This is a genomic window from Streptomyces mirabilis, assembly GCF_039503195.1.
GTDB lineage: Bacteria > Actinomycetota > Actinomycetes > Streptomycetales > Streptomycetaceae > Streptomyces > Streptomyces mirabilis_D.
Genome location: NZ_JBCJKP010000001.1, coordinates 10,761,049 through 10,784,733 on the forward strand (window position 1 = coordinate 10,761,049; position 23,685 = coordinate 10,784,733).

Annotated in this window: 28 protein-coding genes, 1 tRNA gene and 3 pseudogenes; 20 read left to right on the forward strand and 12 right to left on the reverse strand. The window is 68.8% G+C overall.

Annotation, left to right across the window (positions count from 1 at the left end):
• Nucleotides 1–102 precede the first annotated feature (102 nt).
• The 3 genes from AAFF41_RS49205 to AAFF41_RS49215 form a co-directional block, all read right to left on the reverse strand.
• Entirely contained in the window at nucleotides 103–1,251 is a 1,149-nt protein-coding gene (locus AAFF41_RS49205) for an MFS transporter (RefSeq protein ID WP_343326478.1), read from the reverse strand.
• Between the two features lie 98 nt (nucleotides 1,252–1,349).
• Nucleotides 1,350–2,312: a M56 family metallopeptidase gene (locus AAFF41_RS49210; RefSeq protein WP_343326479.1), complete on the reverse strand. Its 963-nt coding sequence runs from the start codon at nucleotides 2,310–2,312 to the stop codon at nucleotides 1,350–1,352.
• A 10-nt stretch (nucleotides 2,313–2,322) separates the two neighbouring features.
• Entirely contained in the window at nucleotides 2,323–2,706 is a 384-nt protein-coding gene (locus tag AAFF41_RS49215; protein WP_054229580.1) for a BlaI/MecI/CopY family transcriptional regulator, read from the reverse strand.
• Between the two features lie 216 nt (nucleotides 2,707–2,922).
• Between AAFF41_RS49215 and AAFF41_RS49220 the strand changes: the two genes are divergently transcribed.
• Entirely contained in the window at nucleotides 2,923–3,570 is a 648-nt protein-coding gene (locus tag AAFF41_RS49220; protein ID WP_343326138.1) for a phosphatase PAP2 family protein, read from the forward strand.
• A 240-nt stretch (nucleotides 3,571–3,810) separates the two neighbouring features.
• Here AAFF41_RS49220 and AAFF41_RS49225 read toward each other — a convergent pair.
• A tRNA-Met gene (locus tag AAFF41_RS49225) sits at nucleotides 3,811–3,884 on the reverse strand.
• A gap of 186 nt (nucleotides 3,885–4,070) precedes the next feature.
• Here AAFF41_RS49225 and AAFF41_RS49230 point away from each other — a divergent pair.
• The 4 genes and pseudogenes from AAFF41_RS49230 (at nucleotide 4,071) to AAFF41_RS49240 (ending at nucleotide 6,483) form a co-directional block, all read left to right on the forward strand.
• Complete coding sequence (locus tag AAFF41_RS49230; RefSeq protein ID WP_343326139.1) at nucleotides 4,071–4,211, forward strand: DUF6417 family protein; 141 nt, start codon at nucleotides 4,071–4,073, stop codon at nucleotides 4,209–4,211.
• Nucleotides 4,212–4,561: 350 nt separating this feature from the next.
• Nucleotides 4,562–4,714, forward strand: a pseudogene (locus tag AAFF41_RS52050) (hypothetical protein); the annotation flags it as partial.
• 502 nt (nucleotides 4,715–5,216) lie between these two features.
• Nucleotides 5,217–5,969 carry an RNA-guided endonuclease InsQ/TnpB family protein gene (locus AAFF41_RS49235; RefSeq protein WP_343326140.1) on the forward strand — a complete coding sequence of 251 codons (753 nt, stop codon included), beginning with the start codon at nucleotides 5,217–5,219 and terminating at the stop codon, nucleotides 5,967–5,969.
• Nucleotides 5,970–6,246: 277 nt separating this feature from the next.
• Nucleotides 6,247–6,483 (forward strand): His/Gly/Thr/Pro-type tRNA ligase C-terminal domain-containing protein, encoded by a 237-nt coding sequence (locus AAFF41_RS49240; protein WP_343326141.1) that lies wholly within the window; start codon nucleotides 6,247–6,249, stop codon nucleotides 6,481–6,483.
• A gap of 53 nt (nucleotides 6,484–6,536) precedes the next feature.
• On the opposite strand, the gene AAFF41_RS49245 is transcribed toward AAFF41_RS49240, so the two are convergent.
• Nucleotides 6,537–7,142, reverse strand: coding sequence for a PadR family transcriptional regulator (locus AAFF41_RS49245; protein ID WP_343326480.1), 606 nt, complete (start codon nucleotides 7,140–7,142; stop codon nucleotides 6,537–6,539).
• A gap of 108 nt (nucleotides 7,143–7,250) precedes the next feature.
• On the opposite strand from AAFF41_RS49245, the gene AAFF41_RS49250 reads away from it, so the two are divergent.
• Nucleotides 7,251–7,709: a hypothetical protein gene (locus tag AAFF41_RS49250; protein ID WP_319753635.1), complete on the forward strand. Its 459-nt coding sequence runs from the start codon at nucleotides 7,251–7,253 to the stop codon at nucleotides 7,707–7,709.
• A complete protein-coding gene (locus tag AAFF41_RS49255; protein ID WP_319753634.1) occupies nucleotides 7,706–8,914 on the forward strand; it encodes an FAD-dependent oxidoreductase in 1,209 nt (402 codons plus the stop codon). The genes AAFF41_RS49250 and AAFF41_RS49255 overlap by 4 nt, the downstream gene beginning before the upstream one ends.
• Before the next feature lie 140 nt (nucleotides 8,915–9,054).
• Here AAFF41_RS49255 and AAFF41_RS49260 read toward each other — a convergent pair whose 3' ends face one another.
• The 4 genes from AAFF41_RS49260 to AAFF41_RS49275 form a co-directional block, all read right to left on the reverse strand.
• Nucleotides 9,055–9,453 (reverse strand): OB-fold nucleic acid binding domain-containing protein, encoded by a 399-nt coding sequence (locus tag AAFF41_RS49260; protein WP_343326142.1) that lies wholly within the window; start codon nucleotides 9,451–9,453, stop codon nucleotides 9,055–9,057.
• 225 nt (nucleotides 9,454–9,678) lie between these two features.
• Nucleotides 9,679–9,807: a hypothetical protein gene (locus AAFF41_RS49265; protein WP_343326143.1), complete on the reverse strand. Its 129-nt coding sequence runs from the start codon at nucleotides 9,805–9,807 to the stop codon at nucleotides 9,679–9,681.
• A 30-nt stretch (nucleotides 9,808–9,837) separates the two neighbouring features.
• Nucleotides 9,838–10,941, reverse strand: a complete 1,104-nt coding sequence (locus AAFF41_RS49270) for a class I SAM-dependent methyltransferase (protein ID WP_319753631.1) — start codon at nucleotides 10,939–10,941, stop codon at nucleotides 9,838–9,840.
• Complete coding sequence (locus tag AAFF41_RS49275; protein ID WP_343326144.1) at nucleotides 10,938–11,282, reverse strand: hypothetical protein; 345 nt, start codon at nucleotides 11,280–11,282, stop codon at nucleotides 10,938–10,940. The genes AAFF41_RS49270 and AAFF41_RS49275 overlap by 4 nt, the downstream gene beginning before the upstream one ends.
• A 366-nt stretch (nucleotides 11,283–11,648) precedes the next feature.
• On the opposite strand from AAFF41_RS49275, the gene AAFF41_RS49280 reads away from it, so the two are divergent.
• The 10 genes and pseudogenes from AAFF41_RS49280 (at nucleotide 11,649) to AAFF41_RS49325 (ending at nucleotide 18,718) form a co-directional block, all read left to right on the forward strand.
• Nucleotides 11,649–11,870, forward strand: a complete 222-nt coding sequence (locus AAFF41_RS49280; RefSeq protein ID WP_425526219.1) for a type I-E CRISPR-associated protein Cse2/CasB — start codon at nucleotides 11,649–11,651, stop codon at nucleotides 11,868–11,870.
• A 109-nt stretch (nucleotides 11,871–11,979) separates the two neighbouring features.
• On the forward strand, nucleotides 11,980–12,510 hold the full coding sequence (gene casB / locus AAFF41_RS49285) for a type I-E CRISPR-associated protein Cse2/CasB (RefSeq protein ID WP_425526270.1): 531 nt from the start codon (nucleotides 11,980–11,982) through the stop codon (nucleotides 12,508–12,510).
• A gap of 219 nt (nucleotides 12,511–12,729) precedes the next feature.
• Nucleotides 12,730–13,212, forward strand: coding sequence for a hypothetical protein (locus AAFF41_RS49290; RefSeq protein ID WP_319753627.1), 483 nt, complete (start codon nucleotides 12,730–12,732; stop codon nucleotides 13,210–13,212).
• Between the two features lie 140 nt (nucleotides 13,213–13,352).
• Nucleotides 13,353–13,670, forward strand: a complete 318-nt coding sequence (locus AAFF41_RS49295) for a hypothetical protein (protein WP_343326147.1) — start codon at nucleotides 13,353–13,355, stop codon at nucleotides 13,668–13,670.
• Between the two features lie 569 nt (nucleotides 13,671–14,239).
• Nucleotides 14,240–14,776 carry a DUF2716 domain-containing protein gene (locus AAFF41_RS49300; RefSeq protein WP_319753285.1) on the forward strand — a complete coding sequence of 179 codons (537 nt, stop codon included), beginning with the start codon at nucleotides 14,240–14,242 and terminating at the stop codon, nucleotides 14,774–14,776.
• A 51-nt stretch (nucleotides 14,777–14,827) separates the two neighbouring features.
• Nucleotides 14,828–15,274, forward strand: a complete 447-nt coding sequence (locus AAFF41_RS49305; RefSeq protein WP_343326148.1) for a DUF4265 domain-containing protein — start codon at nucleotides 14,828–14,830, stop codon at nucleotides 15,272–15,274.
• Between the two features lie 67 nt (nucleotides 15,275–15,341).
• Complete coding sequence (locus AAFF41_RS49310; protein WP_343326149.1) at nucleotides 15,342–15,974, forward strand: SMI1/KNR4 family protein; 633 nt, start codon at nucleotides 15,342–15,344, stop codon at nucleotides 15,972–15,974.
• Nucleotides 15,975–16,281: 307 nt separating this feature from the next.
• On the forward strand, nucleotides 16,282–16,626 hold the full coding sequence (locus AAFF41_RS49315; RefSeq protein WP_343326150.1) for a hypothetical protein: 345 nt from the start codon (nucleotides 16,282–16,284) through the stop codon (nucleotides 16,624–16,626).
• 723 nt (nucleotides 16,627–17,349) lie between these two features.
• Nucleotides 17,350–17,736 carry a hypothetical protein gene (locus AAFF41_RS49320; RefSeq protein ID WP_343326151.1) on the forward strand — a complete coding sequence of 129 codons (387 nt, stop codon included), beginning with the start codon at nucleotides 17,350–17,352 and terminating at the stop codon, nucleotides 17,734–17,736.
• A 214-nt stretch (nucleotides 17,737–17,950) separates the two neighbouring features.
• Nucleotides 17,951–18,718, forward strand: a pseudogene (locus AAFF41_RS49325) (alpha/beta hydrolase family protein).
• Nucleotides 18,719–18,776: 58 nt separating this feature from the next.
• On the opposite strand, the pseudogene AAFF41_RS49330 reads toward AAFF41_RS49325, so the two are convergent.
• Nucleotides 18,777–19,275, reverse strand: a pseudogene (locus AAFF41_RS49330) (transposase); the annotation flags it as partial.
• A 642-nt stretch (nucleotides 19,276–19,917) separates the two neighbouring features.
• Nucleotides 19,918–20,883, reverse strand: a complete 966-nt coding sequence (locus tag AAFF41_RS49335) for an alpha/beta fold hydrolase (RefSeq protein ID WP_319753291.1) — start codon at nucleotides 20,881–20,883, stop codon at nucleotides 19,918–19,920.
• Nucleotides 20,884–20,940: 57 nt separating this feature from the next.
• Between AAFF41_RS49335 and AAFF41_RS49340 the strand changes: the two genes are divergently transcribed.
• On the forward strand, nucleotides 20,941–21,528 hold the full coding sequence (locus tag AAFF41_RS49340; protein WP_343326152.1) for a TetR/AcrR family transcriptional regulator: 588 nt from the start codon (nucleotides 20,941–20,943) through the stop codon (nucleotides 21,526–21,528).
• 636 nt (nucleotides 21,529–22,164) lie between these two features.
• Nucleotides 22,165–22,311: a hypothetical protein gene (locus AAFF41_RS49345; RefSeq protein ID WP_343326153.1), complete on the forward strand. Its 147-nt coding sequence runs from the start codon at nucleotides 22,165–22,167 to the stop codon at nucleotides 22,309–22,311.
• 478 nt (nucleotides 22,312–22,789) lie between these two features.
• On the opposite strand, the gene AAFF41_RS49350 is transcribed toward AAFF41_RS49345, so the two are convergent.
• Complete coding sequence (locus AAFF41_RS49350; protein ID WP_319753294.1) at nucleotides 22,790–23,185, reverse strand: hypothetical protein; 396 nt, start codon at nucleotides 23,183–23,185, stop codon at nucleotides 22,790–22,792.
• Between the two features lie 188 nt (nucleotides 23,186–23,373).
• On the opposite strand from AAFF41_RS49350, the gene AAFF41_RS49355 reads away from it, so the two are divergent.
• The gene (locus AAFF41_RS49355; RefSeq protein WP_319753295.1) at nucleotides 23,374–23,589 is read left to right on the forward strand and encodes a hypothetical protein; all 216 of its coding nucleotides are present in this window, start codon (nucleotides 23,374–23,376) and stop codon (nucleotides 23,587–23,589) included.
• Nucleotides 23,590–23,685 lie beyond the last annotated feature (96 nt).

The following is a 23,685-nucleotide window of genomic DNA, read 5'->3' on the forward strand; positions in this document are numbered from 1 at the left end:
GCGGCGTGGCGACACCGGGCCTTCTTCGCGGGCCCGAGCGCGGCGGAGGAACTGCGTACGCAGTGATGAGAAAAGGGTCGCCGACTGGGAGAACAAGGAGTCCTACGGCCGGAGCCGGGGAACACCGCGTTCGTCGCCGACCCGGCTGGCGAGGACTGCTGCAGCGGTCAGGGCTGCGAGGGCGGCGAAGCCTGCCGTGAGGGTGGTCGCCGCGGCCACGGCGGCGACGAGGAGGGGGCCGCCGGCGTCGCCGAGTTCGCGGCCGAGTTCGGCGGCACCCATGGTCTGGCCGAGCCGTTCGGCGGGGCTGGCTGTGGCCAGGGCGGCGAAGCCGAGCGGGGTGATCATGCCGGTGCCGGCCCCGATCAGGATCGCGGCGAGAAGGAGGCCGGTCAGGCCGGGCAGCATCGCTGCGGCGAGTCCGGCGGCGGTGACCGCAAGCCCTGCGCTGATGCCCGTCGCGGTAGTGATGCGCCCGTGGTCGAGAGCGGCTCCGGCCCGGGGCTGGACCAGGGCCGCGCAGGCCGCGAGAAGGGAGACGGCTGCCCCGGTGGCAACCGGCCCGAGGTGGGCGGCGGCGCCGGTGACCGGCAGGAAGCCCACGCCGGCCGACAGGGCCGCGGTAGCCAGTGCCAGTGCTGTGGTCGGGCGCAGGAAACTGCCCTGCCCGAGCCGTTTGGCGAGGTCGACGACCGTTTGTCGGGCCTTGGGCAGGGGTGGTACAGCGGGGACGGCAACGACCGCCCAGACGGCGACGGCTGCGGCCAGCGCGGTCATGGCGGTGAACAGCAGCGGCAGTCCGCCACCGGCCACCAGCGCCCCGCCGAGCAGCGGTCCGGCGGTGTAGCCGATGCTCTTGTAGAAGCCGTAGGAGCCGAATGCCCGGCCGTGCTTGGCGACGGGGTTGAGGCGGGCGACCAGGGCGGAGGCGGCCGGGGAGAAGGCGGAGGCTGCCGCGCCCTGGCCCAGACGGGCCGCCCACAGCAATGAGGTGTTGTCGGCGAAGGCGAACAGGGCCGAGGCCGCGGCGAATGCGAGCAGTCCGCCGAGCAGTACCGGGCGGGGGCCGACCTTGTCGGCCAGGGTGCCGAAGACGGGCTTGAGGAGGACCTCGGCACCGTCGTACAGGGCGAGCAGGCCACCCAGGACCAGGAGCGACTGGTGGTGGCCGGTGGTGAAGCGGCCCAGGTTCGCCGCGACGCTGTGGGCGCCGAACGCGGTGGTGAAGCCCGCCGCGTACAGGGGCCACAGCCGGGCCCGCTCCGACCGTTGTCCGGGGCGTGGGGCGGTGGTCGACACCGGCGGGTCCTTCCTGATCGTCTGGGGCATCGGCGGGCTTGGTTTTCAGGTCAGCCGGCGCCGGCGAGTTTGAGGACAACGTGCAGGTCATGGACGGCGGCGAAGGCGCACAGCGCGCTGGCACCGACCACGGCGGCGGCTGCGGCCAGAGGCAGGATGGGGTAGTTCAGCGGCGGGCAGTAGGCGTGCGGCTCGGCGAGCAGGGCGGCGACGCGGCGTGGCACGGGACCGGCGCCGTGCAGTGCGGAACGGCGGCGTCCGAGCAGTCCGAGGACGGCCCCGGGGACCCGTCGGCGGGCGGGGTGGTGGGTCGTGGCCAGGGCGGCCTTGCCCACCGCGCGGGCGACCTGGCGGCGGTCGCCGCACGTGGTCGCGGCGCGCTCGTCCGCCCAGCGCTCCACGGTGTAGGCGACCGCGGCAGCCGCCGGCCGCAGTAGCGGGTTGCAGGCGGCGGCCAGGTGGGCGGCGGCGACGAAGGCGTAGTGGTGGCAGGCCAGGTGGGCACGTTCGTGCGCGAGCATGGCCTTGCGGTCGGCGTCGTTGAGAGCGTCCAGCATGCCGGTGGACACCACCACCCGGCCGGGCAGGCCGGGCAGCGCGTACGCGTCGGGGACCGTGTCGTCCACGACCACCAGCTGGCCGTGCCCGGGCAGGCAGGCCGCCTCGAACGCCGCGGCGGCCAGCGCCCGGATCCGGCGCCACAGCATCCGAACCCCCGCGAGCACTGCGGCCACGAGCAGCGCACCCGCGACGGCGGCCTCGATCTTCGACACCGAGTCACCCGCGCGCACGGTGGCCAGCGACCAGTCGCCCACCAGGGCGGCCAGCGGCAGCCGCACCAAGCCCGCCACGACCAGCACCCCGAGGGCCACGCAGCTCAGCGCTGCCAGCGCCAGCGCGCAGGTGGTCAGCAGCCACGTGGCCAGCCACGGTGCCAGTCGTTCGGCGAGCGGCCGTGCGGCCAGCGCGGCCGGGACGGGGAAGAGGAGGGGCAGGTAGATCAGCAAGTGCATCACCACCGGCTCACTCCTGGTCCGGAAGGTCGCCGAGCAGCTGCCGCAGCAACTGCTCATCCCGGGCAGGCAGGTCCTCCACGAACCGGGAGAGGACCGCTTCGGGGTCCGGGTCGGACTCCAGTACCTGGCGCATGCGTCGTGCGGTCAGTCCATGGGCGTCGGCGACCGGCGCGTACGCGTAGGCGCGGCCCTGTTTGCTGCGGGCCAGCAGCCCCTTGTCGAACAACCTCGACAGCACCGTCACCACCGTGCTGTAGGACAGATCGTCCCCCAGCCGCTGCAGTACTTCTCCCGGGGTCTGCGCCTGCCGACAGGCCTGCAGCAGGGCCAGGACCTCGGCCTCCAGCGCGCCGCCTGGTCTGCGTTCACCCGGGGCAGGGCCGGTGTTCATGACTTGGATACCTTTCGTTCATCATCTACAGTCCTGTAGAACTTCTACACACTCGTCGAAGTTCCCGTACCGAGTCTGCCATGCCTTCCGGGCGCGGCATGCGCGGTCAACGCCCGCTTTCCCGGGAACGGCGCACGCCGCCCATAAGTTTTACACGCCTGTAGATGTATGGGGTGCTGCCCGCCAGCACGCCCCGACCTTGGGAGACCCCGCTTGATGACAGTGCAGTCCGCGGCCCAGCTCGCCTTCGACGGCTCTTCCGTCGACGGCTCGCTGTTCACCACCGTCACCGACTTCGCCCGCGACACCCCATGGCTCAACACCCCGATCGAGCTGTGGACCAACGCCGGCCTGGGGGTGTTCGCGGTGCTCATGCTGATGGGCTGGTGGAATGCCCGCCGTCGCGATGCCCGGTCGATGGCCCTGGCTCTGGCCGCGCCGGCCGCCGTGGTGGTTGCCTTCGCTGTCGCCGAGGTGGCCAAGAAACTGGTTGCGGAGGTGCGGCCGTGCTACTCGCTGCCCCACGCCTACCTCGTCGACGCCTGCCCCGCGCGCACCGACTACGCCTTCCCCAGCGGCCACAGCACCACCGCGTTCGCCGCCGTGGCCGCCCTGTGGCTCCTCGACCGGCGCCTGTCCGCCATCGCCGCCGTCTTCGCGGTACTGGAGGGCTTCACCCGCGTCTACGTCGGCGCCCACTACCCCCACGACGTCCTCGGCGCCGCTCTCCTCGCCCTGCCCGTCGCCTACCTGGCCAGCCTGCTCATGGGCCGCCTCGCTACCCCGCTCGTCGCCCACCTGCGCACCGGGGTCCTGCACCCCGTACTCACCACCGCTCCCGCCCGCGCCCACGCCGCCCGCTGACCAGCCGGCCCAACAGAACCGGCCGGCTTCGCCCCGCGCCCGGCGTGCCGGCCGACCTTGCTGCTGGACCTGTGGAACCACCTGACCGTTGCCATGCCGACACCGCCGCTCCAACGCACCGCACGCGCCGCCTCCTGAACCTGCGACGGTCGGACGACTGATCCGCCCAGCGTGCTGCCGCGCCCCGGGTCTGGACATGCCTGAGGGGCCAGCGCATCGTGCTGGCCCCTCAGGTTTCAGTAGCGGGGACAGGATTTGAACCTGCGACCTCTGGGTTATGAGCCCAGCGAGCTACCGAGCTGCTCCACCCCGCGTCGGATTCCTCCACTCTACGCCAACCTTCCCGCCCCTGAGACCATGATCGCCTGCCTGGCGCGAGGGGGCCGGCGGACGGCGGGCTCCGCCGGCCGAGGGGCTGGCTGAGCAGGTCCGTTCGGCGTCGTGCGATCACGGGATCGAACGGTGGCGGCTGCATCTGACGCCTGAGCAGATCCCCGTCCGTGGCGGACGGGTTGTGGCTGCACCGGATGACCGGCTCCGCCGCGGAGGCCAACCGCTTCGCCCGCGAGTACGGGACCGTCCACACCCCCGGCCCGGAGAACACCCTCAGGTCTCCGCAGAACCTTCCGGGACTCGTGTGAGGCACCTGCTCCCTTCGGAGGAACGCGCGATCTGCCAGACCTGGTGCTGGCGTGCTCGCGCAGCACCTCACCGGGCAGGACATCCCTCGCGAACCCGCCCCCGGGCGGGGCGTTTCACGGAGGGAGTGAGGCGTCGTGCTTCCCTGTAACGGGCTACCACAGGGTGCCGTAGGCCCGGCAGGGGTGAACAACAGTCGCATCATCGGTAGTTGTCTGCCTTCATCAGTCTTTATCGTGATTGCGTGAAGCTTTCCGAGTGGGCGGCGCGCAATGGCGTGCACTACCAGACCGCGTGGGCCTGGGCGAAGGAGGGCCGTATGCCGGTCCCGGTCGTGCGGACGCCGTCCGGTATGTGGCTGGTCGAAGAGTCCGCTCCCGAGGTCGTCGGGCGGACGGTGGCGTACTGCCGTGTTTCGTCCGGCGACCAGAAGGCGGATTTTGACCGACAGGTCTCCCGTGTCGTCCAGGGAGCCATCGGGCTGGGGCTCGCCGTTGCCGAGGTTGTGACCGAGGTCGGGTCGGGACTGAACGGGAATCGGCGCAAGCTGCACCGTGTCGCCAAACACAACGACCCGTTCCTGCGGGAGTGGTGGGCGCAGAACTCGAAGGAGGCCTACAACACCGGCCTCGCGAACGCTGCCGCCGCGTTCGACAACTACGCCACGTCCCGGCGCGGCGAGCGCAAGGGCGCCCGGATGGGCAGACCCCGTTTCAAGTCGAAGCGGAAGGCTCGTCCGGCGTGCAAGTTCACCACCGGCACCATCCGCCTCGATGACCGGCGGCATATCGTCCTGCCCCGCCTCGGCCGGATCCGCCTCCACGAGGACGTCCAGCCCCTCGTGGACGCGATCGCCGAAGGCGGGACGCGGATTCTGTCGGTGACGGTGCGGTTCGAGCGGGGCCGCTGGTTCGCGGTCCTGCAGACCGAGGAACGCCACCATCGCCCCTGCCGGCCGCCCCGGCACGGCAGTCGGGATCGACCTCGGCGTCAAGACTCTCCTCGTCATGGCGGACTCGGCCGGCGAGGTCCGCGAGGTCGCGAACCCCAAACAGTACGACCAGGCACTCACGCAGCTCCGGAAGGCCTCCCGGACCGTCTCCCGCCGACGCGGCCGCAACCGGCGCACCGGACAGGCCCCGTCCCGTCGCTGGGAGAAAGCCAACGCGGTCCGTAACCGGGTGCACCACCGGGTGGCGAACCTGCGGGAGAACCATCTCCACCAGGCCACCGCGCGTATCCCCGCCGAGTACGGCACCGTCGTGGTCGAGGACCTCAACGTGAAAGGCATGGTCCGCAACCGGCGTCTGTCCCGCCGTATCTCCGACGCGGCGTTCGGGGAACTACGGCGCCAGCTCACCTACAAGACCCAGCGTCACGGTGGACGTCTGATCGTCGCCGACCGCTGGATGCCCTCCTCGAAGACCTGCCCCCGCTGCGGTGCGGTGAAAGCCAAACTGCCCCTCGGCGGGCGCGTCTTCGAGTGCGACGTCTGCGGACTCGTCCTGGACCGGGACGCGAACGCAGGCCACAACCTGGCCGCCCTCGCGGCGGCCAACGGTAAAACGGGTACCGGAGTGACCGGAGACCCGGGCCCCCTGATGGTGGTGCCGAAGCCTCGCGGAGCCAAGCAGAAGACCCGCACCGGCCGAACCCGCAAGGGGACCGGCACGCGGGGAGCTGGCGCAACACCCCGCCAGGGGACGGAAACGAGAGATCGTCGACAGGACACCAGGCGCGAGCAACTCGCGCTCTGGTGACACCGTCACGAACCTTCCGGGCGGAAACACCCGGAATACTGAGAGTCGCTGAGACTCGAAGCAACGGATCCCAGAAGGATCGCAGTCGGTCGCAGCAGTCTTCGCAGTGCTGCCAGAACGCCTGTCAGGCCCGGTCCCGACGGCGTGCTGCTGCCAAGTCACCGGTGCGCTGCGTGTGGCCGAACGCCCCCGCTGTCATGCCACTTCCCAGCAGGCGGGCTCGTCGGTGATGTGGGGAAACAGGGCATGAACCCGGCCGGGCGGGCAGGCGGGGTGGATGACGGCGCGCGCCAGCGGGCGCGGCGTCGGCACACGCCTGCTCGTCGACGACCGACCCGAAGCAGCAGGTGAGAAATTCGCCTACGCCCGACTGGTCGGCGTGCCCCACGCCCTGGTCATCTCCCCGCAGCAGACCGACGGCACCGTCGAGTTCATCGACCGCTGGACCAGCCGCCACCAGGAGGTGCCTCTCAGCCATATTCCCGGCATCTCCAGCCCCCAGCAGACAAGCTAAGAGGCCAAATCGACTTCCGGGTGATGCCGCCGGAAAAGTTCTCGGCGGCGGGCTCACTGCTGCACCGGCCCCGCCGCTAGGGCGTCCAGCTGCTCCTTCGACCACGAGAGCCGGCCGGCTCGCAGGTCTTCGACCACCGTGCGCACCCACTCCAGCTCCGCGGCCGTCACCGCCCGCAGGTACTCGGTCTCCAGGCGCGTGATGCGCGGCAGCCCCCGCTCCGCCTCTGCGGCCATGGCCCCTTCCAGTCCGTCGAGCTGCTCCGCGAGGGCGTCGGCCCGCCGCTGCAGTACGTCCCCCATCTCTTCGGCCGTGAGCAGCAGCAGATTCGAGAGAGCGGCCGGGAACTCCGGGAACTCCTGCTTGGGCGCGGAGAGCATCTCCTCCAGCCAGGCGCGGGCGATCTCACGCCCCGCATCGGTGACTTCGTACACGGTGCGCTCGGGGTACTGCTGATCGCGCCCGGTCTCGCGGACCGCGATCAGCCCGTCGCCATTGAGTCTCTCGATCGTGCGGTAGAGGCTCGCACGCTGCCTGACGTTGACGACCTGCTCCTTGCCCCAGTCCTTGACCAGCCGCTGGATGCCGTACGGGTGCAGCGGCTTGTAGTGCAGCAGAGCCAGGACGGTCAGGGCGAGGGGGAGCTGCGGGGAGCGGATGTGGTCATGGACTCGATTTTAGCCCCGGAATAACTAGTTGATGAGATACTAGTTTCAGTGAAACGATCAAATCGTCAGCGCGACACAGCCCCGAGAGGAACCACCGAGATGTCCCTCACCGAGCGCATCCACTCCGACCACGACCTCGTCAAGCACCTCGGCAACTGGACCGAGGCCGGCCACTTCGAGATCAAGGCCCGCCATGGCACCGCTGTCCTCGACCTCCGCTCCCCAGACCTCCCCGACGACGTCGAGATCCACCTCGACATGGACCGGGCCATGGTCAAGCTGCTCGTCGACGACACCACCGCCATCGACCACTGGAACCTGAGGTGGACCGCCCGCGGCAAGGTCAAGGACTCCCCGTCCTCATCCACCCACAACACGACGGCCGGCCGCCGTGTCCGTCTGTCCGGCTCTGCGACGAACAGCGAAATCCGCATCCACCGCGGTGGCATCGCGATCCTGTCGGCGATGTTCTCCCGTGCGTACTTCCAGGATGTGCGCCGCGCACACAAAAGCGGCGGCGTACCGACGATCGACGACCCCAGGGGGCACCAATCATGACCCGCATCGGCAAAACCCGCACCGCGCTCGTCATCGGCGGCGGTATCGCAGGCCCGGTCGCCGCGATGGCGCTCCGCCAGGCAGGTATCGAGGCCGCCGTCCACGAGGCGTACGACTCCACGGCCGATGGGGCCGGAGGCGGCATGACCATCGCTCCGAACGGCCAGAACGCCCTCGACGCGATCGGCGCGGGCGACCTCGTCCGCGCCATCGGCACACCCGTCACCGCCATGGGACTACGGAGCTGGACGGGCAAACACCTCGCGCAGTTCGCCCCGCCCTCCCGCCTCCCGTCCCTGCAGTTCGTCTGGCGCGCCGATCTCTACCGGGCGATCTACGACGAGGCGGAGCGCCGCTCCGTCCCCATCCACCACGGCAAGCGGCTGACCGGCACGACGGAAACCGACTCCGGCATCACCGCGCACTTCGCGGACGGTACGGAAGCGAGCGCCGATGTCCTCATCGGCGCCGACGGCATCCGCTCCACGGTCCGCTCCCTGATCGACCCGGCCGCAGCACAGCCGAAGTACGCCGGCCTGGTCTGCTTCGGAGCACGGATGCACCAGTCAGAGATGCCCTCCACCGACGGCGTCATGTACATGTGCTTCGGCAAGCGCGCGTTCTTCGGCTACCAGGTCTTCGAAGACTCCTCGGCGGTGTGGTTCGTGAACCTGCCCCACCGCGCCCCGATGACAGTCTCCGAGGCCCAGGCGATCGGCGCGAACGAGTGGATACGCATCCTGCGGAACGCCTTCGCCGACGACCGCACCCCTGCCCTCGAGATGATCAGCCGTACCAACGCCGACGAGCTCCTCATCACCGGCCCGATGGAGAACATGCCGGGGGTCGCAAACTGGACCCACGGCCGCATGACCCTGATCGGCGACGCGGCCCACGCCGCCTCATCCAGCTCCGGGCAGGGCGCCTCCATCGCCGTCGAAAGCGCCGTCGAACTGGCACGCTGCCTGCGGGACTTGCCCTACGACCAGGCTTTCGCAGCGTACGAACAACTGCGCCGCCCCCGCGTCGAACGCATCATCAAGCTCGGCGCCCGCACGAACAGCAACAAGACCGCGGGCCCGGTCGGCCGCGTACTGCGCGACCTCGTGATGCCGGCCACCATGAAGCTGATCAACCCGGAGAAGATGGCCTGGCAGTTCGACCACCGCATCGACTGGGACGCGACGGCAGCCCCGCTCACGTGAACTCCAGCCCGTCCGCCGGGAACCGACTGGTGCCCGCGCACAGGTCCAGCACCCTGGGCGGCGTATTCGTCCGCGAGCCACGAGCCGCGGGGCGCCGACGGGGAAGCGCTCCAGCACCGTGCGCAGTGTCGTGTCGGCCATCAGGACGCTTCCTGTTCGTGCTCGAAGCGGTCGCTGACGCCGCTGATGTCGTCGGCGTCGTCGGCGTCGTCGGCGTCGTCGACCCGAGTGCCGGACTCGGTGAAGACAGGGACCCCGTCGGTGTCCGGGTCAAACACGATGAGGTAAGGGCCCATGCGCTCGAAGTGCCCTGGTGGGACGGTGGAGAGCACTTCGAGCGCGTCGACGCAGAGCTGAAGGCCTCCGTCAGCGCTACCGGGGAGGGCGAACAGGCCGGAGACGCGCACCAGGTCGCCGGGACGGATCTTGTTGAGCAGGGCGTGGGCAATGTGGGGGTCCTTGGCCGTGCAGGGCACGATCGCCTCGTCATCAACGTCGCCAGTGGGCGAGGAGACCAGGGCGAGGGGTACGGCGTTCATCAGCCGGCCTTCGCCAGGTTGGTGGTGCGGTGGGCGGCGTCGTAGGCATCCACCACCGTCTTGTGGATCACGCCATCGCAGGGTGTAGTGCGAACACGGGACCCCCTCGCCGCGTGTCTCGGACTGGTTCCAGCCGTCGATCAACCACATAGGCGTTGAGTTCGACCAACCTGAGCATCCCGTCAGCAGCGCGGGGCAACCTCCAGAGAACCTGCCAGAGTGCGTTCAAAGGGTCGTGCTGGTGCGGGCCATGGTGTCGGCGAGGTACAGCAGCGCCGCGGTGTTGCTGTGGATGGCGTTCGCGATCTCTTCGGCGTGGGCGTTGCTGAGTCGGTCGGCGTTGAGGTTGTCCATCGTTCGAATCGCCTCAACGGGGCGCGAGAGTCAGTCCCGGCGGGCCACCAGTCGGTAGGCGTTGGAAAGGCCCAGGGGCCGGGCCACGCGTTTGACGACGAGGCGGTCCAGCAGCCTGCCCAGGAGCAAGGCCGGGATGCCGGCGATCACTGTCATGGCGCGCAGTATGCGCTGAAGGCGGGACGGCGAGACCGGCAGCCAGGGCAGGTCGTCGCGCGGTGCGACCGCGTCCAGAGCAAGCCAGACGGCGGCCAGCAGGTCGACGGGGTCGTGGGGTTCGGCGTGCTGCTCCGCGACCACCGTGAAGCCGAGGTCCGTGAGACGAGCACGCAGGTTCTCGACCGGGACGAAGTGCAGGTGCTGCGGCTGCAGCCAGGGCAGCCACCAGCGGCCGAGAAGGCGGGCATAGCGGCTGTCGGGGTCCGGGACCTCGATCAGCAGGTGGCCGCCGGGTCGGACGGCCCGGTGCGCCGCCTGAAGTTCGCGGGCCGGTTCCGTGCTGTGCTCCAGGTAGTGGAACATGCTGACGACGTCGTAGCCGTCGGCGAGTCGCTCAGCCAGCTCGGGAAAGCTGCCCCGGTGGCCGTGGTCCACGCGTCCGGCGCGCTCGGCGAGTTCGGCGCCGTCGGTGAAGTCGAGGCCGTCGAAGCTCGTGTCCGGGAAGACAGTGCGGGCCGCCTCACAGAAGTGGCCGTGACCGGTGCCGACGTCCAGCCAGTTCTTGGGCGTGGGGGCGAAGGGGACCAGGGACTCGGCACGCTGCACGTACATTTTCGTCCGGCTTGCGAAGGTCATGGCGAGCTGCTTCTCGCCCAGTCCGTCATAGAAATCGCGGTAGTAGAACTCCAGGCCGGCCTCGCTGAGCCGCGGGTTCTGGAAGGTGTGCCGACATCCCTCGCAGCGGTCGAGGACGAAGCGGCCTGGCTTGTGCTGGATCAGGTCCGTGGTGCGCAGCCGCGTCGCCAACCGGGTCGAGCCGCACCATGGGCAGGTGTCGCGCCGGGGTTGGAAGAAGCGGTCCAGGCCTTCGGCGAGGTCGGCCCGGTAGACCGGGCGCAGCGCGGCGACCTGCTCGGCTCGGCCCGGGGACACGGGCTCGTGCTCGTGGGTGCGGTTCTTGCGGTCGTTGCTCACTGGTCCTCCTTGGGAGCGCGCCATTGGCTGCACCAGGTGGTCGCGGCCGCCGGCCGCGCGGAACGCCGTGCGGATCCGGACGGCTGCCGCGCGACGGGCGGGATCGTGAAGCACGGCGTCCAGCGCGGTGCCCAGCCGCCCAGCGTTGGCTGGCCGAACCGGGCCCTGACGCCCGCGCCCGCGTCGGTCACCTGTCCGGCCACGACCGGCTGGTCATCGCGGACAAATGCCACGACGAGGGGGACGGCGCGCCAGAGGGCCTCGCACACGGTGTTGTTGTTGTGACTGGCGTGAAAGGCTATCGCGTCCACCCGTTCCAGGAACGGGAGTTGAGGGACCAAGGGGAAGAACGAGGACGTGCTTGTCGTGGGCGTCGGCGCCGAGCGCCCGGCCCGTGTCGACGATCACCTCCTGCAGCCGGTCGGTCCGTTCGCGCACGGATGCCAGGCACCCGCCCCCCACATCGGTGTCGGCGGCGCCGAGCGTCACGAGGACGCGGGAACGAGAGTCGTCGAGTCAGTCCCAGGGGAAGTCGGATCCGGTGGGGCGGTCCACGATCGAAGGGCCGACATAGCGGATCTGCCCGTCCCGCAGGGCGCCCGGTCCCACGAACTCCGGGGTGCTGAAGACGGGTACCAGGTGCGGGGAGAAGCGGGGGGTCGGCAGTGCCGGACGGGTCGCCGATCCGGCTGCGCAGGTTTGCGAAGATGCCTCCTGGCCGAAGCCCTCGGTGGGGCAGCCAGCCCGGACGCGGCGTGCGCGAGGGAGTGCTGTCCGACAACGCTGCTGAGCGCCGTCTGACTGCTGCCGCGACCGCACAGGACCTCGACGAACTCGTGCAGCACCCGCGCGGCCTGATCCCTCTGCTGCGGCAGGCCGACACCGGCCTGGACCACACCGCCTCTATCGCGATCTGCGAGACTGGCTGACGGCGGACAACGGCAGGGTGCTGCGCGCCTGGGGCCTGAAGTACACCGACCCCGGCCTTGAAGGCACCGCACAGGATGCACCGTCCGACGAGCCCGTTGGCAGGCCGTTCTGGGCCGTCTCCGACCTCAAGTCGCCAGGGCCGGTGCCCACTTGGCGGCGCTGCGCTCCGGGGTTGGCCGTCAGGCCGGCATGGTGCCCGCCGTGTGGCCGTTCTCCCGCACGCGCATCGGCTCGCAGCTACGTAACACGGGTGCCCTCACGCGCGACCTGGTCGCCGAGCATGCGGCGCTTACTGTCTTCGGCGTGCATCAGCAGGGCCGGGGCACGACGGTGCACACACCTGGTCTCAGTCCCGGGAGCGCCTGCCGCCTTCTGCTGGTCAGGGACGCCGGTGTGGACCGCACCGCCATCGAACGCAGACTCGGCGCCTCGCTCACCTCCCTCGACACGGGGGAACTGGCGCAGCATCTGCGCGGACTGGTGCCGCCGCTGCGCCGGGCAGGTATCGGCCTCGACTACGACGGACTGCGCCAGGCGCTGCGGCGTTGGGACGACCGGCAACGACCGGACGAGCAGTCCCGGATCCGCAGCCGGTGGGACCGCGACTTCCCTATGGAATCAACGCCGCAGCGCAGCTGACGAATTGTCGTGTCGCGCCCGGTCCCCTGGCAGCGGAGGCAGCGGCCACCGAGCTCGCTTCTGACCGGCGCCCCCGGGCGTCTGCCCTGCGACCGCTGCAGGCCAGCGACTCGCCACACCACGCCTCGTGCTGTGTACGGGCGCCTGGGCGGCGTCAGCTTCTTGTTTTCCGTCCCGCACGGTCTCGAGCGGGACGTCTCACCGTCGAAGGATCCTGTGATGACCCAGCCTGTCTTGGACGAACATCCCGCCCTCGCACCACCGCCGACGAAGTCCGCCGCCAGGGCAACAGGCCAGATCCGGCGCAAGGCTCGCCTGGACGTGCCGAAGGAGACCTACATCCGCCTCTACGTGGACGAGCACCGATCCCTGAACCAGATGGCCGCTCTCACCGGTTTCTCCCGCAGTGCGCTGACCGGTCTCGCGCATGAGTATGAAGTCTCGCTCCGTGAACGCCCGCAGGACTACAAGCGCCGCGGGACGGTCGAACGGGACTGGCTGATCGAGCAGTACGTCCACTGCCGCCGCACTCTGAGCGACCTCGCAACGGAGGAAGGAACGAGCACTGCGGACATGGCCGGATGGGCGAAAGCCCACAACGTCCCCCTGCGATCACACGGAGGCGCCAGCCACAGCCAGGCACTTCGGGCCATCGACGAAGCCAGCCGAGCGCCGCGCATCCTATGTCGGGGTACGAGCTGACATGCAGAAGCAATGACGACGGGACGTGCAGGGGCACAGGGCCGACTGCAGAGGGTGTCGCCGAAAACCACAAGCAGAGCACCGGGTGGGTTGGGGGAACGCATTTCCTCGGCACCTGGCCATAGGACATCATCACGGACATGGCAGAAGTGAAGCTGGATCAGCTGGCACGGTTGTGGGACGAGTTCGGAGCCATGCGGTTTCCCCCGGGGTTCTACCAGCGAGAACCTGAGGGCGAATGCATGGTGATGATGGACTCGATGCTCGCCGGCTGTGTCTCCTCAGCCTTGAGCGGGTCCTTGGATGACCGGGGCCGAGGCATACTGCAGACGCGCATCGTGGTCCTCGGAAAGGTCCTGCAGTCCATCGGTGATGACGAGTACGCAACCACGTACTTCACTCACTTGCACGGGATGGCTGTGCTGGCGGCCGAGCTCGACAAGGATCGAAGTGAGTAGTACCCGTCAGGTCCGCCATGCGAAGCCGGCGTCGCCTGAGATCTGTCGGACCATCAACGACCAGGCGAAGTGGCGCCTCCGCGGAGCTGTCTGTCCAGGTATTCGATCAACCTGGTCTCGCTCCGCTTCAGACGCTCCCGCTGATCACGTGGCAGCGACGCCAGGGCATCCACGAGGACGCGTCTCCGCGGAACGTGAACCATTGAGCCGGAGTAGAGCCTGCAGTCGGAACACCATGCGAACCCGATACACCGCTCGAACATGGAGGACTCGGGCGGGTAGAAGCGGTACTCGTACGAGCGGACAGAGGCCCCACAGGCCGCGCAGAGCCGCCTGTTCCCATCGGAGACCGTCTCCCAGGTCCCGATCTTGAGCCAGCGTCTCCGCTCGTCAGCTGCTCTTCACATCGTCATGCCAAGCATTCTTCCCCACGACGGACCCGCCGTGCCGCCAAGGTCCGAACTCGTCCAGACGGCGGAAGGCGATGGGGCAGCTCCGGTGCCCGCTAGCACAGAGGACAGCCGCCGGAATTCTGTTGAGGGTGGAGCTCCCGGCGATAGGTTCACCCCATGACGGCCGAAGCACTACACCGATTGACCAGCTCCGAATACACCGACATCTGGGACCGCTTCGACGCCACATTCGATTTTCGACCCAGCATCAACGCCTTCCCGGGCATCACAGAGCCTTCAGCATCGATCACGTGGAGCCTCGACGCCTTGAACGACGATCCCGGAGATCGGAAGCTCGACCGCTTGGTCGACATGGTGCAGAACGGGCTCGGAAGGTGCAGCAGCCCCAGGGAGCCACTTTGGATTCTGGACTGGCAGCACACCTGCTACCGCCTCCGTCCGGATCTTCCGTCGACCGACATGTTCCTTCCCCGGGTTCTCGAAGGGCGTTCTCGGGAGGGCTGGCCGCTCAGCCCCTACCCGGACGGCGACTACTACATCTTCCTCGCCGACGACCTCCGCTTCGGCACTTTCGGACATCCCTGGGAGCACTCCCTCTGCGTTTACGGTGCCGAGCTCCTGGAGGCGATCGCCGAGGACGTCCACGAGGTGCTCCAGCGTGTCCTCCGCCGTGACGGTCTGCCCACCGTGTGAGGGCGCAAGCCGGCAGTACTGTCGACGCCCCCATGTGACACGATCACGCTCATGATGGATCAGCCCAACGTCGGTGCTGACACCCACATACGGCTGCTGGCGGGCCACAACAGCACTGGACGGCCTGTCTTCGAGGTGCTTCCTGCCCGAGTGCTGGGAGAGCACTCGTTCGAGCTGAGCGGCAGCCCCGGCCTGGTGCTGGGATGCGCTGCTGGAGACGTGCTGCAGGTCGCCGACGACGGGACGTTCGAGGTGGCCAGGCGCGGGGCTAACGTCTGCATCCAGGCCTACCGCGGAGGCCCCTTCTCATCGGAGGAACTGGCAGGGCTGGAGGCTGGCCTCACCGCGCTGAACGGGCTGGCCGAGGCGCCGACGGACCGACGGTTCATCGTGGGGACGGTTGCCCATGAGGTTGGATTCCCCGCCATCGAGCGAGTCATGAACGACTGGGCCGCCAGCGTGGACAACACCGAGTGGTGGTTCGGCAACGCCGACTGAACGGGCGGGGTCTGCTGTCGGACCGCGTCGTTAGGTTGGTTGGATTCGGTCAGAGGAGGGCACCCAGATGGTGGAACACCCGGGCGTCGCAGCGCTAACGCAGATCATGTCGCCGGAGCACGGTGCCGACGAACAGGTCGACTGGGCGTTCGCTGAAGCCACTTGGAACGTTCGGTTCCCTACTGACTACAAGGCCTTCATGTCTGTCTATGGCGGCGGGTCGATCAACGACGAGGCAGGAGTCCTGCTCCCCGTCCCTACGGAAGGCATCCAATGGGATCCCGGCGACATGGCAGGGGAGACCGAGAACGCCCGCTATGGCTGGGAGATGGAGGGCGACAGGGCTGCTCTCGACGTCGACCCGGCGCACATCCTTGCCTGGGGCATCACGTCTGGACCGGACATCCTCTGCTGGCTGACCGAAGACAGTGACCCGGACCGCTGGCCGGTCTTGGTCTACGGGCGGCACACAAGCCCGACCTTCACGGTCCACCCGTTCGGGATGGTCGAGTTCCTCCGTCGGCTGGTCCACGAGGACCATGACGGGTGGTCGTCCTGGCCGATCAGCATCGGTGGCGAGCTGTGGAACTGCTCGCCACCGACGTTCGTCCACTGGCGGGTGGGGCAACTCCGCTGGAAGGCAGGACTCGACCCGGCTACCGGCGAACCGGACCCCTACGCCGACATGTTTCCGCGCTGACCGTCCACGCTGGGCGAGGAATCCGCCGCCGGACTCGGACGGGACTGTACCCGCCAACGATCTGGACCAACGGTATAGCGGCTGCTGAACACCTGGAGGCACCGCCACGGGAAACCGGACCCTACACCGACGTAGGAGACTGATCTGGTTCATCAAGCGGACGGGTATTTCAGCACTGCATCAACAACATCCAGTGGTTCAGCCTTGGTCAGTCGACACGGCAGCGCGGAGGCGTGATGCGGCAGGGCATGCGCTCGGCACGAGTGACGACGTTCAGATCCGAGCCAGGGCACATCCTTCGGCCGACGTGGGCGCGGGCACGGTCGGGGCAGGTGGTGCTCTGTTCTCATCGTGCGAAGGCCAGGAGATCCACCGCTGGGACATGTTCACCGGCCGAATGCTGTGGTGTTCGGCTGATGCATGGTCTGCCAATGCGCTCGCGGTCGCCTCACCGCCGGGCGGCAACCCGGTGGTGGCGGTGGCCGCGGAGGACGGCGTACTGCGGCCCCACGCGCTGACCGGCGCGGAGCTGGATGGGTACGAGATGGCCGCCGATGACACCATCTGGGACGTGGCCACCGGGATCCTGCCGGACGGCCGCGCGTTCATCGCCGGGGCCGGCCATTGCGGGCTTTGGGGTGTACCGATGTGACGCGGCGGACAGGTGAGTCCCTGAGCCCGCCGCTGGTCGGCCACACCACCTGCGTCAATGCCGTCACACTGCCCGACGGCACTGCGCTGATCGCCTCGGAGGACTGCTTGCCTGCTGGGGCAGGTGGTGGTCGGCATGGTTGGCCAGCTGCCGGTAGATCGGGTGCATGGTTCCTGCCTCGGTGCTGATCAGGGCGGTGAGCAGGGCAGGGCGCTGGGGTTGGGGACTGCGGGGGCGAGCGGTGGGCTTGACCCGCCGAAGCACCTGCACCTGATCCGACTCCGGTAGTTCCCTCAGGTCCTTGACCTGAGCACACAGATCGGCGAAGGCCACGGTCTTCCCCACCCGGGGCTGCGTGCTCCAGGACGTCGCGGACCGCGTCGGCAAGGCCGGCCGCGTCGAAGCGTGTGAAGTGCGGGGTTGCAGGAGGAATGCGCCGCGCCACGGCACGCACCGGCGGCTGAGGGGCACGCGGCGCGGACGTGGACTCCGCCGGAGCTGTCTGCCATGCGTCTGTCCAGGGCCATGCAACCTCCAGCCGTACTGGAGACGAGATCCGCCTCCGGTCGGCGCCCTGCCACACTGCTGGGCGCCCAACTGACTGACGGGTACCTCCCGCCACTGACAACACCAGGGGGACCGAGGCGCCCGGACCGACTGGGGCGGGGTGACGCCTCGCCCACTTCCGTCCCGTCGTCAGGCCGATGGGGTCGCCATCATGGGATGGACACTCAACGCGTTTGCCATTACGTCTACTTCACCATCCCGGACGCCACCGAGTCGGAGGAAGACGAGTTGGTGATGCTGGTGGAGGCCTGGAGCGATGACGGGATGGCCCTGGTCCTGGACGAAGAGGCCGGCCAACTCGTTCCTGCCCGGGAGCGCTCCGGATTCCTGCGGGTGGAGCGGCATGACGTGCCGCAGGCGCGCGGCATTCTGCCGGGCGGGAAGTGGCGGCTGCGAAAGAAGAACGACGTCAGCAACATCGGCCACGACGTGCTCGTATTCCTCGTCTACGACACGTACGTCCGTCCCGTTACCGGTCTTCCAGCACCGAACAAGTCAAGGATCTCCTCGGCGACACACCATCTGTTCAGGTCGGACGACTAGGCCTGTCTGGAGTCGTGATGACGTGGCGGGGAAAAGGGTTGAAGGGATGATCAACGGGCTGGTAGCTTCCAGTCGACCGTGAGACCGCCCGAGGAGGTGAGACCCATGAACGCTGTATCGACGTGGGTGCTCCCCTTTTTCGGCACGGCCGGCGATTGACGTAGGTGTCGCCGGGAGCGCCTCGCCAACAAGGCACTCCCGAAAGGCAACACATATGCATTCTCTGCAGTTCACCGCCAAGTCGTCGTCGAACGGCATGCTCGAACGCGACTTCACCGTGGGCGACGTCCCCGGCGTCCTTTGGTCGCCGGCCTCCAACGCAGCCCATCGCGCACCCCTGATCCTGATGGCTCACGGCGGCGGCAACCACAAGAAGCACCCGGCAATGTCCGGCCGCGCCCACCTCCTCGTGACCGGATGCGGCTTTCACGTCGCCGTCATCGACGCGCCCGGTCACGGCGACCGGCCGCGCACGGCGCACGACGAGGCGGAAATCGCCGAGCTGTTCCGGGCGCGGGCGGCGGGCGAGCCGGAAGGCCCGATCGTCGTGCGCTACAACGACCACCTGGCGGAACTCGCCGTGCCCGAGTACCAGGCGACCCTGAATGCCCTCCAGGAACTCCCAGAGATCGGCACCGACGGGCCGGCCGGCTTCTGGGGCATCAACATGGGCACCGCGATCGGCATACCGTTCGTGGCGATCGAACCCAGGATCACCGCCGCGGTCTTCGGCCAGCACTGGCCCGATGCCCTGGCCGAGAAAGCGAAGCAGATCACCATCCCGATCGAGTTCGACCTGCAGTAGGACGACGAGCACATCTCGCGCCAGGAGGGTCTCGCGCTGTTCGACGCCTTCGCCTCGAAGGAGAAGACGTTGCACGTGAACTCGGGCAAACACAAGGAGCTGCCCAGGTTCGAGGCCGACAGCGCGGTCCAGTTCTTCGCCCGGCACTTCGGCCGAGTGGTCACCTCGACGGCCTGACGTGCGCGGTTGCGGCGTCCGGCTTGCCAGCCGGGCGCCGCGACCGCGGCCCCGGTTTGAGGCTGCGTATCCAGATGATGGATCCGCGTAGCTGGAGCCCCGCCATCTCGCGGGCGTCTTGTCGGAGCGCGTGGCCAGACCCCGCCAATCCCGGATCTTGTTGATGCAGCGCTCCACCGTGTTGCGCTCCTTGTACTGCTCAGCGTCATGAGCCACCGGCCGACCGCCGGCCCTGCCGCGCTTCCTGCGGTTCGCGGCCTGATCGGCCTTCTCCGGTATCACCGCCTTGCTCCCGCGCCTGCGCAGGTAAGCGCGGTTCGCCCGCGAGGAGTACGCCTAATGGGAAGCGAAGGTCGGCGGGAGCTGACCTTCTCCAACACCGCGACGAACCGGGGACTGTCTGCGGCCTGCCCCGGCGTGAGTACGAACGTCGGCGGGCGGCAGCGCCGGTCTGCCGCAAGGTGGACCTTGCTGGTCAGCCCACCGCGCGAGCGACCCAGCGCCGCCGCCTTGAGCCGGGCCCGGTGGCGCCGACGCAGCCGTCGGCGCTCGGCCCGCTCGGACTCCCCGGCCGGCGAGTCGACGGTCGCCGGGGCCGACCTGTTCCAGCACATGTGCCGGGGCATCGGCGATCCACTCGCTGACGGCAAGCAGCGACGTCGCCCCGGCCAGCACGGCACACGCAGTGAGGGAGCCCGTGCCTGTCACCTCCCGGATGACCTCCCAAGCCGGCGGATTGCCACGGACCGGACGCCCGCGCGGCAACGCTGAAGCCTGCCGTGAGCCGCCCTGTTAGGGCAATCGCCTGAGCCACAGCACGGCGAGGCCGTAGGCGACAGCCGACACAGCAAGTCCCGCAAGGACCGTAGCGGTGTATGCCCCGTCGGGCAGCGTGTGCCTGAAGAACCCGAACGTGACGTCACGAGTGATGAGGAATGCTGCAACGGCGGCGAACATCGCACTCGCTGACTGCTGGGTCCACCGTCCCGGCTTCGGCGCGACGCGGCTATCCGGGCGAGGAGCAAGAGGTTCTGCCACTCGTCACTTGTACCGGCCCCGATGTGACTCATCAATGGCAGCCTGGCCCAAGCCCGCACGCGGCAGGGCTTCGGCGTCGACGCACGATCACGAACCGGACATCCTGCGACTACGCCGAAGCCCTGCTCACGCGGCCTCCATGAAACTCCGCCACGAATGTGTCAGCCGTGCGGCACGCCTGCTATCGGTTTGCCACCGAGGAAGTCCTCCAGGATCTCGGTAAACCGCGCCGGTCGCTCCTCGGCCACGTAATGGCCGCAATCGTCGAGGACCACCCCGGTGACATCGTCGGCCGCCAGCAGCATCGTCTCGGCGACCATCGCGCCGCTGTACCGCGCGCCGCCGATGGCGAGCACCGGCAGCGTCAGCCGGGTCTTCTTGCGCTGCTCGTTCTGCGCGATCGTCTCGTCCAGCGCCCGGTAGTACGCGAAGCTCGCCCGCAGCCCGCGAGGATCCGCGACGATCGCATCGACGTAGACGTCGACGGCGTACGCGGGGATCGCGTCCGGGGTGGCTGCCTTCTTGGCGAACTGGTAGCCGAAGAAGAGCCGCTCCCGCCCCCGGACCAGCTCCTCGTTGAGGTCGGTGAGCCGGTTGAAGCCGAAGTGCCAGAGCCGCTGGTTGACCGCGGCCGGGCTGAAGACCGACGGGGTCGGCGTGAGACCGGGGATAATGGCGTCGACGACGGCGAGCCGGCCCACCCGCTCGGGGTGATCGGCAGCGAGGGCGTATCCGGTCCACATGCCGATGTCGTGGCCGACCACGTCGAACCGGTCGTGCCCGAGCGCGGCCATCAGAGCGACCAGATCGGCGGCCAGCGTGCCGGCGTCGTAGCCGTCGTCGGGCTTGTCGGAGAGCCCGGCCCCGCGCGAGTCGACGGCGACGACGGTGTGCTCGCGGGCGAGCGCGGGCATCACTTCCCGCCACGCGTACCAGGTCTGTGGCCACCCGCCGACCAGCAGCAGCGGTGGGCCGTCCCCGCCGGTGACCGCGTGCAGCCGCAGCCCGTTCAGCTCCACGAGCCGGCTAGTGAAGACGTCGGTGAACCCGTCGGGCAGCCGCAGCGAACTCAAGCTTGTCGCGCCGTCGGCCGTACTCATCATGGAACGATCAGTGCAACTTGTCATGCTGGCGACCATACCCATCTTGAAACGATCGGTGCAAGATGTGTAGGCTGACGAACCATGGCGGGCCGCAAGCAATTCGACGTGGACGAGGCGCTACGACGCGCGATGCACGTCTTCTGGCGCTGGGGCTATTCGGAGGCCTCGATCGACCGCCTGACCGAGGGCACGGGCCTGGGCCGGAGCTCGCTCTACGCCACCTTCGGCGACAAGAGCACCCTCTTCCGGAAGAGCCTCCAACGGTACGTGCAGACCTACCACCCGCTGTACGCCCAGGCGCTGTCCGGCCCCCACCCGAGCCCGAGCGCCGTTGTGGCCGCCTACCTGCAGGTCTCCCTGAACCGCATCGCCGACCCGACGGTCCCGGATGGCTGCCTGCTCACGGTGTCGGCAACGCAGTTCCCGGCCCTCGACGCGGAGGGCCGGGCGATGGTCCGCGCCATGATCGACGGTTTGCGGGCGATGCTGGAGCAGGCGTTGCTGGCGGCGGGGGCCGATGATCAGGAGGCGGCAGAGCTGGCGTTGTGCGCGCTGGCAACGAACAAATCCCTGGCGGTGCTCAGTCGCGCCGGCTTCTCGAGCGAAGACCTGGCAACCGTCGCCGCAGCCGCCGCCCGTATCCCCGGGAGACCACATCCCCTACCTTGAGTAGGGCGATGGACACCCAGGGCCCCGGCAATGTCGTTAGATGATGCCGAGTAGTGCCATTGGTCAGGTGCTGTAGCGGGCGTGGTGGCGGTTGGCGGCGGCGATGTTGGTGACGCCGGTGATGCAGAGTGCGCCGATGGCGGCGTTGCGTAGGGCGGCCATGACTTGTGGTCCGGTGCCGGTGCGGATTTGGGAGCGGTCTTCGTCGTAGGTGACATCGCGGACCCAGTGGATCTGGTTCGCTGCTGCGTGAGCCGCGCAGAGTCTTGCCGTCGACCGCGATCGCTTGTCTCGTGGCCGGCTCCCCTGTGGTCGGGGCGGCGGTGATCCCGTCCTGGTACTGATTGACCGGTACGGCGATGATGCCGTCCGCATGGATGGTGCCCGGCTAACGGCCATTGCCGGGGCGCCGGTGGCGACGACGGCCGCAACCATCGCGACTGCTGCGGCCAACCGGGGGATCTTCATCTTTGCTCCTCATCCTCAACTCGGGTGCTGTTCCAGTCGTTCGGCTGTACCAGAAATGGCGCGAGACGTGTGTCCCGTTACCGCTGCCGCTCCTGGAGCGCGAGGACCTGCCAGGGTCCATGAAGGTGGCTCTCTTCGCCCTCACAGGCATGCGGTTGCGGCTGCTGCATGGTGCTGCTTGTCGTCCTGCTGCTCATAGTGGCGTGCAGCCGGAGGCTGCTGCTGATGGGCGGGGTGGTCGTCATCGTGGTGGTGCTGCTCGAGTTCGTCGTCCTGGTGGTGGTCGTCGTGGTGCTGGCTGGAGTGGTGGTGTAACGCAGCATTTGCACGGCCCGGACGGGATACGGGTGCTGCTCGAGCAGCAGGCCGGTCCCGACTGTGCTGCAGCCGCCTGCGGTCCGGGGCTGTGCTGCATGCAGCAGGCGCTGCTCCCCGGCCGGCAGCACGGCACCGTCTCCCTAGCGGCGGCTGCATAACAGTCCGCAGGACACACCATTACCAGGAGACCAAGAAGGCCTGCCCCAGTGCCTGCCGCCAGTTCGCCAGGACCGGCGGGCAGTTCACCCGCGCAGGTCCTCGGGCAGTTTGAAGGGGCTCGGCCGGATCCCCGGCCGAGCCCCTTCGGCATCTGTTTGGACCCTGGTTCGTCGTGGCTGGCCCGGATCAGAGCAGCAGACGCCTGCGGTACCCCAGACGTCTGACGGTGGCGTCCCGCCCGACGCGCCTGTGGCAGCCGATGTCACCCGCTGGGCTTGCCTTCTCTCCTTCGCACCTTGCAGACCGGCGTCGGCGTCTACGGTCGGCAAACGCGTACGGACATGGGCACACGCGGGGGAGTGGGACGAGGAGTTGGGAGAGGGCGCTGGCGGTGCTGGAGGCGCTGTATGAGCGCCGGCAGGCGGCCGGGCCCGGCTGGACGCTCGACACGGAGTTCGTCCCACGCGGCCGCGACCGGTAACGCCGCCAGCAGCGTGCGGGCGCGCTCACGCGGCGTACCCGGGACGAAGGACATCCCACCGGAGCCGATCGCGCCGAACAGCGCGTAGACCGCCGCGACATGGTTTCCCAGACCGTAGCGCGCCGCGTAGAACCCCGTGCAGGCCACCAGCGTCACCCGCGCCGAACGACGCACCGCCCTCAGGCCCGGATCACGGGCCCGCAGCCGCTCCGGCCCACCGCCCAAGGGCACCCGTGGCCTCCTCGTTCATTTGGCACAGCGCACGCCCACCCCCACTCACCTCACGGTAAGCCGGCGGATGAGCCCGGCCACCGCGCACCCAGGAACCGGGTCCGGTATCGCGCGCGACGGCCCCAACCCTGCTTGATGGCTGGGAATCAGCAGGTGCGGGAACTGGCGACAGAGGACCGGGCCCCGGAGTGGAGGAGATGAAGGGCAATCCGCCCACACCAAATATCCTCTCAGGCTCGGGACTTGACATGATTGTGGTGCTCGACCGAGTCGTCGCGGGCGACGAATACGTCGGCGACCAGCGTAGGAGGGAACAGGCCGTGCTCCACGACGCTGGGGGTGGCGCCGAGCAGCGCCGCCAGGCCCGCGAGGTCGTCGTAGGCACAGTGGCGCGCTCCACCTGAACGCCATGAACCACGTCCGCTCCACAGTGTGTGGGTCGACGGTGGACGGGATGGGAGCCGAGGAGGGTAGCGGGTTGCTGTCGAATGCAGAGTCGG

What these genes read in the sequence shown, in the direction of transcription:
- AAFF41_RS49210 (WP_343326479.1), bottom strand. Translation starts at nt 2,312, where the DNA reads ATGCACTTGCTGATCTACCTGCCCCTCCTCTTCCCCGTCCCGGCCGCG.
- AAFF41_RS49215 (WP_054229580.1), bottom strand. Translation starts at nt 2,706, where the DNA reads ATGAACACCGGCCCTGCCCCGGGTGAACGCAGACCAGGCGGCGCGCTG.
- AAFF41_RS49220 (WP_343326138.1), top strand. Translation starts at nt 2,923, where the DNA reads ATGACAGTGCAGTCCGCGGCCCAGCTCGCCTTCGACGGCTCTTCCGTC.
- AAFF41_RS49235 (WP_343326140.1), top strand. Translation starts at nt 5,217, where the DNA reads ATGGCGGACTCGGCCGGCGAGGTCCGCGAGGTCGCGAACCCCAAACAG.
- AAFF41_RS49240 (WP_343326141.1), top strand. Translation starts at nt 6,247, where the DNA reads ATGACGGCGCGCGCCAGCGGGCGCGGCGTCGGCACACGCCTGCTCGTC.
- AAFF41_RS49250 (WP_319753635.1), top strand. Translation starts at nt 7,251, where the DNA reads ATGTCCCTCACCGAGCGCATCCACTCCGACCACGACCTCGTCAAGCAC.
- AAFF41_RS49255 (WP_319753634.1), top strand. Translation starts at nt 7,706, where the DNA reads ATGACCCGCATCGGCAAAACCCGCACCGCGCTCGTCATCGGCGGCGGT.
- AAFF41_RS49260 (WP_343326142.1), bottom strand. Translation starts at nt 9,453, where the DNA reads ATGAACGCCGTACCCCTCGCCCTGGTCTCCTCGCCCACTGGCGACGTT.
- AAFF41_RS49265 (WP_343326143.1), bottom strand. Translation starts at nt 9,807, where the DNA reads ATGGACAACCTCAACGCCGACCGACTCAGCAACGCCCACGCCGAAGAG.
- AAFF41_RS49280 (WP_425526219.1), top strand. Translation starts at nt 11,649, where the DNA reads ATGCCTCCTGGCCGAAGCCCTCGGTGGGGCAGCCAGCCCGGACGCGGC.
- AAFF41_RS49290 (WP_319753627.1), top strand. Translation starts at nt 12,730, where the DNA reads ATGACCCAGCCTGTCTTGGACGAACATCCCGCCCTCGCACCACCGCCG.
- AAFF41_RS49295 (WP_343326147.1), top strand. Translation starts at nt 13,353, where the DNA reads ATGGCAGAAGTGAAGCTGGATCAGCTGGCACGGTTGTGGGACGAGTTC.
- AAFF41_RS49300 (WP_319753285.1), top strand. Translation starts at nt 14,240, where the DNA reads ATGACGGCCGAAGCACTACACCGATTGACCAGCTCCGAATACACCGAC.
- AAFF41_RS49305 (WP_343326148.1), top strand. Translation starts at nt 14,828, where the DNA reads ATGATGGATCAGCCCAACGTCGGTGCTGACACCCACATACGGCTGCTG.
- AAFF41_RS49310 (WP_343326149.1), top strand. Translation starts at nt 15,342, where the DNA reads ATGGTGGAACACCCGGGCGTCGCAGCGCTAACGCAGATCATGTCGCCG.
- AAFF41_RS49320 (WP_343326151.1), top strand. Translation starts at nt 17,350, where the DNA reads ATGGACACTCAACGCGTTTGCCATTACGTCTACTTCACCATCCCGGAC.
- AAFF41_RS49335 (WP_319753291.1), bottom strand. Translation starts at nt 20,883, where the DNA reads ATGACAAGTTGCACTGATCGTTCCATGATGAGTACGGCCGACGGCGCG.
- AAFF41_RS49340 (WP_343326152.1), top strand. Translation starts at nt 20,941, where the DNA reads ATGGCGGGCCGCAAGCAATTCGACGTGGACGAGGCGCTACGACGCGCG.
- AAFF41_RS49345 (WP_343326153.1), top strand. Translation starts at nt 22,165, where the DNA reads ATGGTGCTGCTTGTCGTCCTGCTGCTCATAGTGGCGTGCAGCCGGAGG.